Raw genomic sequence first — 14,356 nt, forward strand, 5'->3', positions numbered from 1 at the left:
ATACCGCCATGACCTTGACATGAACACCACGTGGCTACTGGGACGCCGGGCCGCCTCCGGCCCCGGGCCCCCCGAAGGGCCGCCGAAGGGCCGCCGAAGGGCCGCGGGCCGCACCGGATCGGTCCATGACGTGCCCTCCCAGTATGGACGGGGGCTCCGGGGCTGCTCACGGGGACGGGCGAGGTACGCGGGCCGGCCCCGGCAAGACGCCCCCAGGGCTCGGCCGGCGCCCGCGCGGGCAAGGCAGGAGCGACGGGCAGAGGCCGCCCTACCCCGGGCCTCCGGGCGCGGGCACGCACCCGCGGGCCGCACGGACGCGAGGCCCATCGGCCAGGGGCGGGGCGCAGGGCCGGGCAGCGGCTCGGCGGGGTCGCTGGTCCGCGGGGTGCGGTGGGGGGCGGCGCGGGACGGGGCGGGACGGGGCGGTGGGCTCACTCGTCCGCGTGACGGGGGCGGCACCGGCAGCGCCCGTACGGCAGGGTGGGCGGATGCAGTTGAGCCGGCTCCTGCCCCTGTCCCTCGCCGCACTCGTCCTGGCCACCGGATGCGTGACCGTGGGGCCCGCGGCTCCGCCGGACGCCCGGCACGTGGCACCCCCACCCGCCGGGGACCGACTGCCGCCGCAGGGGCAGCCGTTGGGTACGCTGCCTGCGGTTGCGGCACAGCCTCCGGAGCCGTCGGCCGAGCCGCCGCAGCGGGTACGGCAGGACGTGGTGCGGCCCGCTCCCGCCCGGCCGCACCGCCCGCGGGGGGACGCCACGGGCGACCGGGCACGGCCCGCGCAGCCCGCCGCGAAGCCCCGCCGTGCCCGTACCGCCGCACCGGCCGAGCCCCGCCGGCGGCCGCCCGCGGCGGCGAAGTCCCGGCCCGCACCGCAGCGTACGTACGACATGGCCGCCTTGTGCGCGGCCGCCGAGGGTACGGTCTCCCCCGCCATCGTGGCCCTGTGCCGCTGAGGGTCCGCACCCGCGGTGAGGCTGCGGGCCGCGGGCCGGACGGCACGGGGGGTGGGACCTGAGCGGTGCGGCAGCCGCGGAGGCGGCCTCGGCCGCCATCGGGACACTGAAGGAGCGGGCGCGGGAGCGGCCCGGCGAGGTCGAACCCCACGAGGCTTCAGCGAGGCCGAGACGGACGGCCGGCGGGTCCCCGTACCGGAGCACGCCGGCCGGCACGTCCGGGGTCCCGTCCCGGCCGGCACGACGCCCCTGGCCGCCCGCTCGGCACCACAGGCCTTCCCCGCCGCTGCCGGGGCCCGTCCCGGCCGATCGCCCGGAGCAGGTCGGCGACCACACCAGGCCGGGCCGGACCCGGGCGCCATCCTGGTGTCCCGCCCGGTGCACCCGGTGCACCCCCGGGGGGATCCCCGGCAAGGGCTCCAGGGGCGTTCGGCTACGGTCGGCGACGTGAACGATCTCGCCCCGGCCCCCACCTCCCGTTTCCTCGTCCTGCACGACTACGGCATGGGCGGGTGCTGGTGGTGGGTGCACGCGGCGTCGGCCCGTGAGGTGCGCGAGACGTTCACGGACGTCGAGGTCGTCGACGACCCGGAGACGGTCGAACGGGCAAAGGCCTGGGGGCTGGACGAGGCCCGGACCGACGCGGAGACCGCGCCCGACGGGCTGGACGACCTGCGGACCAAGCGGGACCGCCGGCGCGGGCGCGAGGGCTTCGGTGCGCTCGCCGACCGGAGCGTGGCGTGGCTGCGGCGCCGGTGGGACTACGACGACGACGAGGACCAGGTCCTGTACCTCATGGAGGTCGGGAACGACGGCCGCAGGCTGCGCCAGGTCGAACTCGTCCCGGACGGGCCCGGCCTGGCCGGTGGCCCCGACGACTGGCCCTTCAACCCGCCGGTCGTGGACCTCTTCGACCCCGACCTCCCGGGCATGGAGATCAGCCGGGAGGAGTTCGAGGCGGCGTGGCGCGGGGCCCGGCACGTGGCCGCAGCCGAGGGTTAATGGGTGGAATGGTCCCGCTCCGGATCCCTAGGGTGACGGCACACCCCCGTCGTCGACCTGGAGCGGACCATGCGCACGCACTATCCCCGTACGGCCCATCTGCCCTGGTCCCCGGGGGCGACCCCGGACGACCTGCGGGCCGAAGGGGCGGCGGGGCTGGCCGGGCGGGAGGTCGTGGTGACCGAGAAGCTCGACGGGGAGAACACCACGCTCTACCGGGACGGGCTGCACGCGCGCTCCCTCGATTCCGCGCACCATCCCTCGCGCGCCTGGGTCAAGGGGCTCCAGGGGCGGATCGGTTCCGGGATCCCCGAGGGCATGCGCGTGTGCGGGGAGAACCTGTACGCGCGCCACTCGCTGGCCTACGAGGAACTGGACAGCTGGTTCTACGGTTTCTCGGTGTGGGACGGCGAGCACTGCCTGGACTGGGACCGCGGCGTGCGGTTCCTGCGGGGTCTCGGGATACCCACCCCGCCCGTGCTGTGGCGCGGCGTCTTCGACGAGCGGGCCCTGCGGCGGCTGAAACTCGACACCTCCCGCCAGGAGGGGTACGTCGTACGGACGGTGGCGGGCTTCCCGCTCGCCGAGTTCGGGCGGTCCGTGGCGAAGTGGGTCCGTGCCGCTCATGTACGAACCAGTACGCACTGGATGTTCGCGCCGGTGGTGCCGAACGGGCTGGGGCCCGCAGCACCGCTGTGGGCGGTCAGGTCGGGGGCCGAGCCGGACGTGGCGGCCCTGTCGGCGCTTTCCGCGGCTGCGGGCACCCGCAGGGCGGGCCAGACGGGTCCGACCGGCGCGGCCGGCGCACCCGACCCCGCTGACGCACCCGGCCCGGCCGGCGGGCGGCACGCCGCCGGGGACGTCGCGGCCCAGGTGGCGGAGACCGCCGCCCTCATCGACGCCGCGGGGCGCACGGGGGAGGCCCGGCTGGCCGGGGTCCTGGCCGCGCTGCTGCACCGTGCGCCGCGCTCGCGGATCGCGGCGCTGCCCGCGGCGGGTCGGGCCGCGGGGCTGCTGGCGACGGGACTCGCGCGGCGGGTGGCCGACCTGGCCGGTCTGTACGGGCTGCTCCAGCGGTCGTTCCCGGACGCCGAGCGGCGGACCGGGCTGGTCCGGATGGCCGCCGCGGCGGACCTCGGCCTCTTGCACGCCCTCGCCGTAGCACTGGCCGGGGACGCCGCGGAGTGGGAGCGCGCCGAGTGGTCCGCGCTGTGCGCCGAGGAGGCGGGGCTGCTGGGGCCGGACCCGCTGGGCTTCCTGCGCGCCGGGCTGCGGGAGGCTCTCGCGGGGCTCGACCCGGAAGCTGCCGACCGCTGCTGGGCCGAGGCCCGGCACGCCTTCGCGCAGGGCCGGATCAGCACCCCCGAGGAGGCGGTGGCGGCCACCTGGCGGTGGCGCGAGGGAGACTTCCCCCGCCTGATCCAGCTGTGCGGGCCCTCGGGCAGCGGCAAGAGCACCTTCGGCCGCACGCTGTCCGGGGTGGACGCGTACATCAGCCTGGACGACCTGCGCAGCGCCCGGGGTTCCCGCGCCGATCAGCGCGACAACGCGGCCGTGCTGCGCGAGGGCCTGGACCGGCTGGACTCCGCCCTGGCCCGCGGCGGCACCGTGGTGTGGGACGCCACCTCGCTCACCGACCGCCAGCGCGATCCGGCCGGATCGGTCGCGCGGCGCCGCGACGCGCTGGTCACGCACGCCGTGGTGCTCGTCGACGAGGCGGAGCTGGTCCGGCGCAACGGCGTACGGGCCCATCCGGTGCCGCCGCAGGTGCTGACCTCGCAGCTGCGCCGGTTCAGCCCGCCGTATCCCGGTCAGGCGCACCGCACCTGGTACGTCGGTGCGGGCGGCGCCGTCGAGGACGTGGCGGGCAGCCTGGCCGTGACCGACGGGGAGTACTGATGCGCACCAGCGAGGAGCTCTACCACCAGGTCCGCTGGGACCCCCGGTTCGACCCGGCGCGGTTCGTCCTCGGACTGCTCCAGCGCGGAGCACCGCCGAAGCGGGTGCCGCTGCCGTCCTTCGTGCCCGGCGGCGACATCCCCTGGCACCGGGTGCTGTTCGCCGAGGCGGACGGCGAGCTGGTGTGGGACCGGGCGACGGGCCTCGACCGGGTCGGCGTGAGCGGGGCCGGTCGGGTACGCGATCCGCGCCTGCTGCGGTCGCCGTTCTTCACGGCCCGGACCCCGTACGCCTGGGACCCGGCGGGCGGCGGCTGGCTGCCCGCGGAGGGGGCTCCCGCGCCGGCGGCCGGACACGGCGCGCAGGACGCGGCCCCGGCGCGGGTGCGGCTGCTCACCTGGAACACCCTCTGGGACCGCTACGACGCCCCGCGCATCGCCACCGCCCGGCGCAGGCCGATGCTGCTGGCCGAGCTGGCGGCCGCCGACGCCGACGTGATCACGCTCCAGGAGGTCGAGCCCGCGCTGGCCGGCATGCTCCTGGCCGAGCCGTGGGTGCGGGCCGGGTACACGGTGGGGACGGATCCGGCCGGCCCGGACGTCGCCGCGTACGGGCTGCTGGTGCTGAGCCGGCTGCCGGTGCGGGAGGCCGGGCTGCACGAACTCGGCCGGCACAAGGCGGTCACCGCCGTGACGGTGGACACCGCGGCGGGGCCGCTGGTCGTCGGCGCCACCCACCTGAGCAGCGACCACTCCTCGAACGGGGCGGGCCGCAGGGCGGCCGAACTGGCCGTGCTGGCGAAGGGGTTCGGCGAGCTCGCCACCGGTGGCGGCGCGGAATCCGGAACCGGGGCCCGGGGCAGGACCGGGGCCGTCGCGGGCCTCGCGCTGCTGGGCGACTTCAACGACGGCCGGGCCGGTGCCGAGGGACCCGCGGCCGCACTGGGGCTGCGCGACGCCTGGAGTGAGGTGCACGGGGCGGCGGACGCGACGCCCACCTTCGACCCGGCGGCCAACCCGCTCGCCGCGGTCGCCTCACTGACGGGGCGGTCGGCGCGACTGGACCGGATCCTGGTGGGGACGGCGGCCGGCGCCCGCGTGGCGCGGGCTGCCCTGCGGGGCGACTCCCCCGGCCCCGAGGGGCTGTTCGTCTCGGACCACTTCGGCGTGGAGGCGACGCTGGAACTCGGGGCGCGGAGCGGCGGGCCCGCGCGGCTCGGCGTGGAGGCGACCGCACGGACCGCGGTGGCCTGGCTGCCGCCGCCGGACCCGGTGGTGGAGGAGCTGCGCCGGGAGCTCGATCCGCGGGTCGGCCGCCGGCCCGCGCACGTCGACCTGCTCTCCGGTTTCGTGCCGGAGTCCTCCTTCGACGAGGCGCTGCCGCTGCTGGCCGAAGTGGCGGCCGGGACGGCGGCATTCACCGCCCGTCTGGATGGCGTGCACAGCTTCGGGCACCGGGAGGACGCGACCGTGTGGCTCGATCCGGCCGCGGCCGGCGAGGCCCCGTGGCAGGAGCTCCGGCGTGCCCTCGCCGACCGGTTCCCGGGCTGCCGGGGGCGGGCCGGTGCAGACCGGGGCTACACCCCGCACCTGGCACTGGGGCGCAGCACGGACCCCCGGCGGACGGTGGCCGAGGCCGCGGCGCGCCTGGGCGGCGGGAGGTCCGCGCGGGTCGGTGAGCTGGCGGTGCTGTCGCGGCGCGGGGAAGGGCCGATGCGGGTCCGGGCCCTGGTCGCCCTGGGGACGGGCGAGGTCCGCTGGGTACCTTCGCCTTCCGGGCCGGACGGCGAGCCCGGCCCGGGGCGGGGCGCCGGAGCGGGCGAAGGGCCTGGCATCGATCCGGGCATCGATCCGGCCGGCGATCGGTTCGCCGCGTCCGTGGCGGACCGGGTGGCGCGGGCCGTCGGCGGGACGGGGCTGGTCCGGGTGGCCGGGTCGCGCCGCATGGGCTGCGGGCTGCCGCACGCGGACCTGGACCTCGTGGCGGTCCTGCCGGGCAGGGCCGACTCCGCGCAGGTACGGGGCCGGATCGAGGCCGCACTGCCGGAGGCCGCGCGGATGCGGGAGGTGAGCGGCGCACGGGTCCCCGGGCTGCGGTTCCGGTGCGGGGCACTGGACGTGGACCTGGTGCTCGTCGGCTCGGGTGCGGTGGAACCGGGTGAGGCGCTCGCGCGGCGGTCGGAGCTCGGCGAGGGGGCGGCCGTCGCACTGAGCGCGCTGAGCGACGCGGATGCCGTACGGGCCTCCGTGCGCGGGGAGTTCGCCGCTTGGGCCCGGCTGGCGCGGGAGGTGAAGGCCTGGGCGCGCGCCCGGGGGCTGGACTCGGCTCCCTTCGGCGGGCTTCCGGGGCCGGCCTGGGCGGTGCTCGCGGCCCGGACCGTGCGCGCGGCCGGGCCGATGGAGCCCGGGGCCCTGCTGCGGGAGTTCTTCGGCACGTGGGCGGCATGGGACTGGCGGGACCCGGTCGCGCTGTTCCCCGGGGCCGGGGGAGCCGCGGCGGCACACCACGCCGCGGGGCCCGCCGGAGCTGCCGGCCGGCCGGACCCCGTGACGGTGCTGACGCCCTCGGCTCCGGTGCGCAGCTGTACGGCCCAGGTGGGTCCCGGCATGCGCGACCTGCTGGTCCAGGAGCTGTACGGGGCCTGGGAGCTGCTGGAGTCGGGGGACGGGTCCCGCGACGGGCTGTCCGCCGCCCCGCCGCTGCACCGACGGCACGCGGCCTGGGCGGTGGTGACCGTACGGGGTGCCACGCCCGCGGACTTCGAGGAGGCCCTCGGGCGGACGCGCGGACGGCTGCGGTCGCTGCTCGCCGCCCTGGAGGCGGGCGGAGTGGCGGACGCGCACGCCTGGCCGCGCCCCTTCGCCTCGGGCCCCGGACTGGCCCGGTTCGCGATCGGCCTGGGCGCCCGCCCGCCGGACGCCGCGGAGCTGGCCCGCCTGGCCGGGCCCTGGGTCGGCGGCCTGCCGGGCGTCGAGGTCGTCCGGGCAGCGGGCGGGGACGTCCCGGACCTGCCCTGAGGCATCCCTCCCCCACCCCACCCGTCGACGAATAACGAACGCACAGGGATGCCCGGGCCGGAACACCGGTCACTTCCCGAACTCGGAGCGGGCTGCCTCCCGCTCAGCGGGCGCCGCGGGACGCAGCGGTCAGGAGCCTCAGTAGAGCCGGGCAGATTTTTTCCGTCAATACTTTTCACAAGGATTGAAGAAACTCCGAGTTCACGGGCCTGACGGGGATGTGACATGCCGTTGGGTCTTCAGTTCATGAACGCGCGAACTCTTGACGGCCACCGTGGCGGGCAGTTCACTCACGCTTCGATCCCCCCGGACCCACGACGTCAGGAGCACCCCGCATGCCCCTCCTCTCCGATCGCCCGCCCCGCCTCACCGTCGCGGCGCTGGCCGCCGCGCTGGTGGCGGCCCTCCTCGTCCTCCTGCCGGGCACCGCGGCTCAGGCGGCTCCCGTACTGCTGTCCCAGGGCAAGTCCGTCACCGCCTCCAGCCTGGAGGGCGCCGGCACCCCGGCCGGGGCGGCCGTCGACGGCGACCACGGCACCCGCTGGTCCAGCCAGTTCGCCGACCCCCAGTGGATACAGGTCGACCTCGGCGCACCGGCCCAGCTGAGCCAGGTCGTCCTGCGCTGGGAGGCTGCGTACGCGAAGGCGTACCGGGTCGAGCTGTCCACCGACGGCACCAACTGGTCCACCGGGTACGCGACGGCCGCGGGCACCGGCGGAGTCCAGACCCACGACATCACCGGCACCGCCCGCTACGTCCGCGTCCACGGCACCCAGCGGGCCACCGGCTACGGCTACTCGCTCTGGGAGTTCCAGGTGTACGGCACGACGGGCACCGGTCCGGAGATCCCCGGCGGCGGCGACCTCGGCCCGAACGTGATCGTCTTCGACCCGTCGATGCCGGACATCCAGACCAGGCTGGACGAGGTCTTCACGCGGCAGGAGTCCGCCCAGTTCGGCTCCGGCCGCTACCAGTTCCTCTTCAAACCCGGCACGTACAACGGCCTGAACGCGCAGATCGGCTTCTACACCTCGGTCTCCGGCCTCGGCCTGAACCCCGACGACACCACCATCAACGGTGACGTGACCGTCGACGCCGGCTGGTTCGGCGGCAACGCCACGCAGAACTTCTGGCGTTCGGCGGAGAACCTCGCCCTGAACCCGGTGAACGGCACCAACCGCTGGGCGGTCTCCCAGGCCGCACCGTTCCGCCGCATGCACGTCAAGGGCGGGCTGAACCTCGCTCCGAACGGGTACGGCTGGGCGTCCGGCGGCTACATCGCCGACTCCAAGATCGACGGCCAGGTCGGCAACTACTCGCAGCAGCAGTGGTACACCCGCGACAGCTCGATCGGCGGCTGGTCCAACGCGGTGTGGAACCAGGTGTTCTCCGGGACCCAGGGCGCGCCGGCGCAGTCGTACCCGAACCCGCCGTACACCACCCTGGACACCACCCCCGTCTCCCGCGAGAAGCCGTTCCTGTACCTGGACGGCGCCGAGTACAAGGTCTTCGTCCCGGCCAAGCGCACCGATGCCCGCGGCACCTCCTGGGGCAACGGCGCGCCGCAGGGCAGCTCGATCCCGCTCAGCCGGTTCTACGTGGTCAAGCCGGGCGCGAGCGCGGCGACGATCAACGCCGCGCTGACCCAGGGCCTGCACCTGCTCTTCACCCCGGGCGTCTACCACGTGGACCGGACGATCCAGGTCAACCGCCCGGACACGGTCGTCCTGGGCCTCGGCCTCGCCACGATCGTCCCGGACAACGGGGTGACGGCGATGAAGGTCGCGGACGTGGACGGCGTGAAGCTGGCCGGCTTCCTGATCGACGCGGGCCCGGTCAACTCGCCCACCCTGCTGGAGGTCGGACCGGCCGGGGCCTCGGCGGACCACGCGGCCAACCCGACCACCGTCCAGGACGTGTTCATCCGGGTCGGCGGCGCGGGCGCCGGCAAGGCCACCCTCGGCATGGTGGTGAACAGCCACGACACGATCGTCGACCACACCTGGATCTGGCGGGCCGACCACGGCGAGGGGGTGGGCTGGGAGACCAACCGCTCCGACTACGGGTTCCGGGTGAACGGCGACGACGTCCTGGCGACCGGGCTGTTCGTCGAGCACTTCAACAAGTACGACGTGGAGTGGAACGGCGAGCGCGGCCGCACGATCTTCTTCCAGAACGAGAAGGCGTACGACGCGCCGAACCAGGCCGCGATCCAGAACGGCGCCACCAAGGGCTACGCGGCCTACAAGGTGGCCGACTCGGTGAACACCCACCAGGGCTGGGGACTGGGCAGCTACTGCTACTACAACGTCGATCCGACCATCCGTCAGGAGCACGGATTCCAGGCCCCGGTGAAGCCGGGAGTCCGCTTCCACGACCTGCTCGTCGTCTCCCTCGGCGGCAACGGCCAGTACGAGCACGTCATCAACGGGATCGGCGCCCCCACCTCGGGCACCTCGACCGTCCCTTCGACCGTCGTCTCCTTCCCCTGATCCACCCCTGACCCCGCGAGGACGCGGGGCGGCCCGGCGGCCGCCCCGCGTTTTCCGGAACTTCGCGGCCGGCCACGGACGGACGGGGCGGCACCCCGCCGGGCCGGCGCCCGGTCCGGCCCGCAGTGGCTCCAGGTGGACCTGGGGTCGGTGAAGCAGCTGCGGCACACCCCGCTCGTGTGGGAGACCGCGTACGGCAGGGTCTACGCGATCAAGGTGTCGGACGGCGGCCTGAACCGGTGGACGGCGTACTCGCCGTCCACCGGGTTGCGCGCCGCCCTTCTCCCCGCCGGGCGGCGCGCGGTTCCGCGTGTCCGCGGCGGGCTCAGACCTCGATGACGATCTTCCCGGCGGTGTGCCCGGCCTGGCTCAGCTCGAAGGCCGCCGCCAGTCCGCTCAGCGGGAAGGTCTCGGCGACCGTCACCGTCAGCTGTCCGGCGTCGGCGAGCCGGGCCAGTTCCGCGAGGTCGGTGCCGACGGGCCGGACCCACATCCACTCGCCGCCCGAGCCGGTGACGGTGGGGTCGGCGATGGAGGCGTGCCGGCCGTCGTCGTGCAGCACCTCGCGGGTGACGGCGAGGACTCCGCCCACGAAGTCGGCCACGACGGTGACCCCCTCGGGGAGGAGGCCGAGCACCCGGGACGCGAGCCCGTCCCCGTAGGCGACGGGCTCGGCGCCGAGCTGCCGCAACCGGTCGTGGTTGCGCGGTGAGGCGGTGCCGATGACGCGGGCCCCGAGGGAGAGGGCGATCTGCACCCCGAAGGAGCCGACGCCTCCCGCGGCGCCGTGGATCAGGACGGTGTCGTCCTTGCCGGTGCCGAGGCGGGTCAGGACCTGGTAGGCGGTGAGCCCGGCCAGAGGCAGGGCCGCGGCCTCGGCCCAGCCGAGGGAGGCGGGCTTGCGTGCGAGGGCCCGCACGGGCACGGTGACGAACTCGGCGCAGGTCCCGCCGTGCACGTAGTCCTTGCGGACGTAGGCCATGACCTCGTCGCCCTCGGCGTACTCGGGGGTGTCGATGCCGACCTGCTCGACGGTGCCCGACACGTCCCAGCAGGGCACGACGGGGTACACGACGTCCATCAGCGGGTCGAGCCCGCCCGCCATGATCTTCCAGTCGACGGGGTTGACGCCGGCGTACTTCACCCGGACGAGGACCTCGCCCGGGCCGACCTTCGGAAGCGGCAGCCGGGTCTCGCTGAGCACCTCCGTCCCGCCGTACGTCTCGTAGGCCATCGCCCGCATGGTCTTCTCCTGCGCCATCTACCCGACCTCTCCGTGAGCTGCTGGATCCACCCCCCGGCCCATCCCACCACGCACGGCGCGCCCGCCCCGAGAAGCGGGGCGGGCGCGGAGGGGCGAAGGGTCAGCGGGATCGGCGCGCCGGCGATGATCTCGGTGTAGCGGCGGCCACCGGACTCCACGGTGCGGAGCTGGGTGGCGTGGTCATGCCGGTGCGCGGGACGCCGGGCCGGTCGATCTGGCGGGCGAAGGGGGCGGGCCCGTCCGGGTCGGCGGTGACCGCCTGCGGGAGTAGTGGTTGAGGCCGGTCCGGTCGAGGGGGCGGCGATGGCCGCGAGGTCGCCGGGGCGTTCGGGGAGGTCGACCCCGTAGACCTCGCGCATGTCGGCGGGGAAGCCGCGGCCGTGGACGGGGTCCAGCCACCACCGGTTGACGTGGACGTCCATGCGCCGGACGGCTGCGCGGTCGGTTCCGCTGCCGGTGGCGGGCTCGACGGTGGAGAGGCTGTCGACCATGCCGATGCGGGCTGCGGGGGCGGCGGCGCGGATGGCCTGGGTGGCCGGACCGTGGCCCAGGAGCAGAGGGTAGGAGGCGCGGACCGCTGCGGTGAGGTCGGTCCGGCCGGGGGCGCAGCCGTCCTCGTCGACGGTTCCCTCGATCTGGTAGGCGGAGGTCGCGGCGCCCCAGGCGAAGTCGGTGGGGAACGCGGCGAGGTCGAGGCCGGCGGGGTCCGCGGCCGGCGGGGTCCGCGGCCGGGTCGGTCGCGGAGAAGTTCGGAAAGGGTCATGTGACGTCCTTTGCCGTAACTCCGTGCCGTGCTGCCGGGAGAGGACGAAGACCTGGTGGATGTTGTCGCAGAGGTTCGCCCCCTCCCCGCCCAGGGCCCACTTGCCGTCCTGCGACAGCTCCCGGCCGGGGGTGACCGTCTCGTCCCAGCTGGCCGGGGCCCGGAGAGCGCGTACGACAGCGATCGGAGCGGGACGGCGGCGGGGTCCTGGCCGGTGGCGCCCGCCGAGCCGAGGGCGGACTCCACGAAGCGGTCCCTGCCGCCGGTGGCGGCGAAGTTCCCGGCGGTCCAGGGCATCAGGGCGCCGGTGGCCCGGAGGGAGGAGGACCAGGTGTTTCGCGCAGGGGTATGTTGCGATCGACGGCGGGGCGGAAGGAGCCACATGACCACGGGTCGTAGCGGACGAACGGTGCGGGACCTGCGGCGCGGCAACCGCAGCGCCGTACTCCAGCGGTTGTACTTCGGCGGCCCGATGAGCCGTCAGGAACTGGGCCCGGTGACCGGGCTGAGTTCCGGATCGGTCAGCAACGTGGTCGGCGAACTCGTCGCCGACGGCCTGCTGGAGGAGGCCGGCGTCGTCGACTCGGACGGCGGCAGGCCCCGCACCCTGCTGCGCGTCACCCCCGGCAGCGCGCACATGTTCGGCGTCGATGTCGGCGAAACCCGGGTGCGCGTCGAGCTGTTCGACCTGGCGCTGACCGAACTGGCCCGCACCGAGATGCCGTTGCTGCCGCGCGGCTGCTACGACGTCGGCCCGATCGTCGACCACATCAAGGCCGGGATCTCCACCGTGCTCGCCGAGGCCGGCGTGGGGACGGAACGGCTGCTGGGCGTGGGCGTCGGCGTGCCCGGCATCGTGGACCGCGACGCGGCGGGCCGCGCCGTCGTCCACGGCCAGACCATCGGCTGGGACGCCGTACCGCTCGAAGCCCTGCTGCGCGCCACCGGAGCCCTGCCGGACGAGATCCCGTACATCATCGACAACGGCGCCCGCACCCTCGGCCAGGCCGAGATGTGGTTCGGTGCGGGACGCGGTGCCCGCGAGGCGGTCGTGGTGCTCTTCGGCTCGGGCGTCGGAGCGAGCCTGATCACCGACGGCTCCCCGGACGGCGGCACGACGGAGGGGACCCCGCTGGAGTGGGGCCATCTGACGGTCTCGGTACGCGGCCGGCGCTGCCGCTGCGGGGCGCTGGGCTGCCTGGAGGCCTACACCGGGGCGGAGTCGCTGCTGGCACGCTGGGCCGAACTCGGCGGCGGACCGCAGGACACGGTGGACGAGGAGGAGGCGCTCGGCGCCCTGCTGAAAGCCGCCGGTCAAGCGGATCCGGTGGCGGTGGAGCTACTGGAGGAGACGGCGGAGTACCTGGGTGCCGGGCTGTCGGACGTGATCAACCTCTTCCAGCCGGAGCGGATCCTGATCGGCGGCTGGGCCGGCCTGATGCTGGGCCCGCACATCCTCCCGGGCGTCCGGGAACACGCCACCCGCTACTCCCTGCGCCATCCCGCCGGGCGGGTCAGCATCACCATGGGCTCCCTGGGCCCCGACGCGGTGACGGTGGGCGCGGCCACGCTCCCCCTGTCGGCCTTCTTCGCGACGGGCGGCCGCCGCGCCCCGGCGGAGCCCCCGGCGGAACAGCCGGGCTGGCAGACCGCGCTGGAGGTCCGCAGCGGGGCCGGGACCCGACGCGCCTGACCCTTCCGGGCCGCGGGCCCGTGCCTGCACGCGACGGCCCGCGGCCGGTGGTTCTCGGGGCCTCGGGGCGGGCGCCGCGCTGGGGGCGACGGTTCCGTGCGGGCGGGCCGGTGCGGGCAGGCCGCCGTGCGGACGGGGCCTCCCCGCCGGGCAGGCCCGGCGGGGCGTCCTGCCGGTCACTCGTACTCCGTGCCGCCCTTGCGGGTCAGGTAGGCGGGGCTGACGGCCTTCGCGATGGCGCGGCCGCCGACCACCGGGCTGTACCGCTCCGTCTTCGGCCGGATGACGACGCCCTCGCGCAGGTGCAGGTCCCGGCCGGACACGGCCTCCCGGCCGCTCGCCCGCTCCAGCACCACGTCGAGGTCGTACGGGCCCTCGTACAGCCGTGGCACCAGCGGGAGTTCGCCGTCCTCCAGGACGACGGCCGGGTCCAGCCACCGCAGCTGTCCGTCGATCTCGGCGGACACGTCGAAGACGGCGTATCCGGGCGCGTCCCCGGCAGCGCGGGCATCGGTGCCGTACGCCAGGTCCTGGACGCCGGCGCCGTACACCTCGCCGAAGACGCCGATGCGGGTGGCTCCGAGCCGGGCGGCCAGTTTCGCCGCGACGGCGGCGACCTCGTGGCCCCGCACGGCCCGCCAGTACAGGTTGCGCTCGTCCTCCTTGAGCGCCAACCCCTTCGAGCCGAAGCCCTTGGAGGTGACCTGGACCCGTTCGCCCTGGACCACGTAGGTGAACAGGCAGGCGGTGCCGTGCAGTTTCTCCGTGAGGACGACCGGCTCGCCCGGCTCGAAGATGTGCGGGTAGCGCTGCAGGTTCTCGATGTCCACCCACGGCATGAGGTCGGGCGCGGCCTCGACTTCCCCGCTCATGGTGGTGGGGATCGGCGGGGACCACTTGGTGATGCCGAGCAGTTCGGCGAAGTCCGTGCCCTCCCCGGCCGCCCGGGCCAGGTCCACTCCGGCCAGGGCACGCGGCCGGCACACCAGGCCCTGCGAGAGCTCGCCCCGCAGGCGGACGGCCTTGACCCGGTCGGCGGAGCCGCCGGCGAGCCGCCCGGTCAGACCCAGCTCCTCGATCAGACCTGCCGGGAGTACGGCCTGTTCGGGTATGTAGAGGGCGAACTCGCCCGTCCGGTAAGCACCCTTGGCGACGACGGCGCGGTAGAGGCCCACCTGGGCCAGCTCCAGCGCGTCGGCATTGGGATGTTCATGGACGGTCAGTTCCTCGGCGGTGACCCGCAAAGTCGACATGGCTGGGCTCCTGGGGT

Annotated in this window: 8 protein-coding genes and 3 pseudogenes; 7 read left to right on the top strand and 4 right to left on the bottom strand. The window is 75.3% G+C overall.

All coding sequences use genetic code 11. The features are described 5' to 3' along the window. Positions 1–488: 488 nt before the first annotated feature. From ACFWUZ_RS23930 to ACFWUZ_RS23955, 6 genes and pseudogenes are all read left to right on the top strand, one after another. Positions 489–956: a hypothetical protein gene (locus tag ACFWUZ_RS23930; RefSeq protein WP_384376374.1), complete on the top strand. Its 468-nt coding sequence runs from the start codon at positions 489–491 to the stop codon at positions 954–956. Positions 957–1,403: 447 nt separating this feature from the next. Beyond that, entirely contained in the window at positions 1,404–1,958 is a 555-nt protein-coding gene (locus tag ACFWUZ_RS23935; protein WP_384376377.1) for a hypothetical protein, read from the top strand. 69 nt (positions 1,959–2,027) lie between these two features. After that, positions 2,028–3,857, top strand: coding sequence for an RNA ligase family protein (locus tag ACFWUZ_RS23940; RefSeq protein ID WP_384376380.1), 1,830 nt, complete (start codon positions 2,028–2,030; stop codon positions 3,855–3,857). Further along, positions 3,857–6,874: a poly(A) polymerase gene (locus tag ACFWUZ_RS23945; protein WP_384376382.1), complete on the top strand. Its 3,018-nt coding sequence runs from the start codon at positions 3,857–3,859 to the stop codon at positions 6,872–6,874. The genes ACFWUZ_RS23940 and ACFWUZ_RS23945 overlap by 1 nt, the downstream gene beginning before the upstream one ends. 335 nt (positions 6,875–7,209) lie before the next feature. Continuing rightward, positions 7,210–9,366, top strand: coding sequence for a discoidin domain-containing protein (locus tag ACFWUZ_RS23950; RefSeq protein ID WP_384376384.1), 2,157 nt, complete (start codon positions 7,210–7,212; stop codon positions 9,364–9,366). A gap of 114 nt (positions 9,367–9,480) precedes the next feature. Beyond that, positions 9,481–9,705 (top strand): annotated as a pseudogene (locus ACFWUZ_RS23955) (hypothetical protein); the annotation flags it as partial. Here the strand turns inward: ACFWUZ_RS23955 and ACFWUZ_RS23960 are convergent. The 3 genes and pseudogenes from ACFWUZ_RS23960 to ACFWUZ_RS23970 all read right to left on the bottom strand — a co-directional run. After that, a complete protein-coding gene (locus ACFWUZ_RS23960) occupies positions 9,692–10,609 on the bottom strand; it encodes an NADP-dependent oxidoreductase (RefSeq protein ID WP_384376591.1) in 918 nt (305 codons plus the stop codon). The pseudogene ACFWUZ_RS23955 and the gene ACFWUZ_RS23960 overlap by 14 nt on opposite strands. Positions 10,610–10,811: 202 nt before the next feature. Further along, positions 10,812–11,247: pseudogene (locus tag ACFWUZ_RS23965) on the bottom strand (family 1 glycosylhydrolase); the annotation flags it as partial. A 165-nt stretch (positions 11,248–11,412) separates the two neighbouring features. Beyond that, positions 11,413–11,729 (bottom strand): annotated as a pseudogene (locus ACFWUZ_RS23970) (sugar ABC transporter substrate-binding protein); the annotation flags it as partial. A 46-nt stretch (positions 11,730–11,775) separates the two neighbouring features. Between ACFWUZ_RS23970 and ACFWUZ_RS23975 the strand changes: the two are divergent. Beyond that, on the top strand, positions 11,776–13,086 hold the full coding sequence (locus ACFWUZ_RS23975; RefSeq protein WP_384376387.1) for an ROK family protein: 1,311 nt from the start codon (positions 11,776–11,778) through the stop codon (positions 13,084–13,086). Positions 13,087–13,262: 176 nt separating this feature from the next. On the opposite strand, the gene ACFWUZ_RS23980 is transcribed toward ACFWUZ_RS23975, so the two are convergent. After that, positions 13,263–14,339: an RNA ligase (ATP) gene (locus tag ACFWUZ_RS23980; protein WP_384376390.1), complete on the bottom strand. Its 1,077-nt coding sequence runs from the start codon at positions 14,337–14,339 to the stop codon at positions 13,263–13,265. Positions 14,340–14,356: the final 17 nt, after the last annotated feature.

It is taken from the genome of Streptomyces sp. NPDC058646 (assembly GCF_042716875.1).
GTDB lineage: Bacteria > Actinomycetota > Actinomycetes > Streptomycetales > Streptomycetaceae > Streptomyces.

Excerpts from the sequence above, each read along its gene's own strand:
- ACFWUZ_RS23975 (WP_384376387.1), top strand. The coding sequence starts at position 11,776 with ATGACCACGGGTCGTAGCGGACGAACGGTGCGGGACCTGCGGCGCGGC.
- ACFWUZ_RS23960 (WP_384376591.1), bottom strand. The coding sequence starts at position 10,609 with ATGCGGGCGATGGCCTACGAGACGTACGGCGGGACGGAGGTGCTCAGC.
- ACFWUZ_RS23940 (WP_384376380.1), top strand. The coding sequence starts at position 2,028 with ATGCGCACGCACTATCCCCGTACGGCCCATCTGCCCTGGTCCCCGGGG.
- ACFWUZ_RS23980 (WP_384376390.1), bottom strand. The coding sequence starts at position 14,339 with ATGTCGACTTTGCGGGTCACCGCCGAGGAACTGACCGTCCATGAACAT.
- ACFWUZ_RS23930 (WP_384376374.1), top strand. The coding sequence starts at position 489 with ATGCAGTTGAGCCGGCTCCTGCCCCTGTCCCTCGCCGCACTCGTCCTG.
- ACFWUZ_RS23945 (WP_384376382.1), top strand. The coding sequence starts at position 3,857 with ATGCGCACCAGCGAGGAGCTCTACCACCAGGTCCGCTGGGACCCCCGG.
- ACFWUZ_RS23950 (WP_384376384.1), top strand. The coding sequence starts at position 7,210 with ATGCCCCTCCTCTCCGATCGCCCGCCCCGCCTCACCGTCGCGGCGCTG.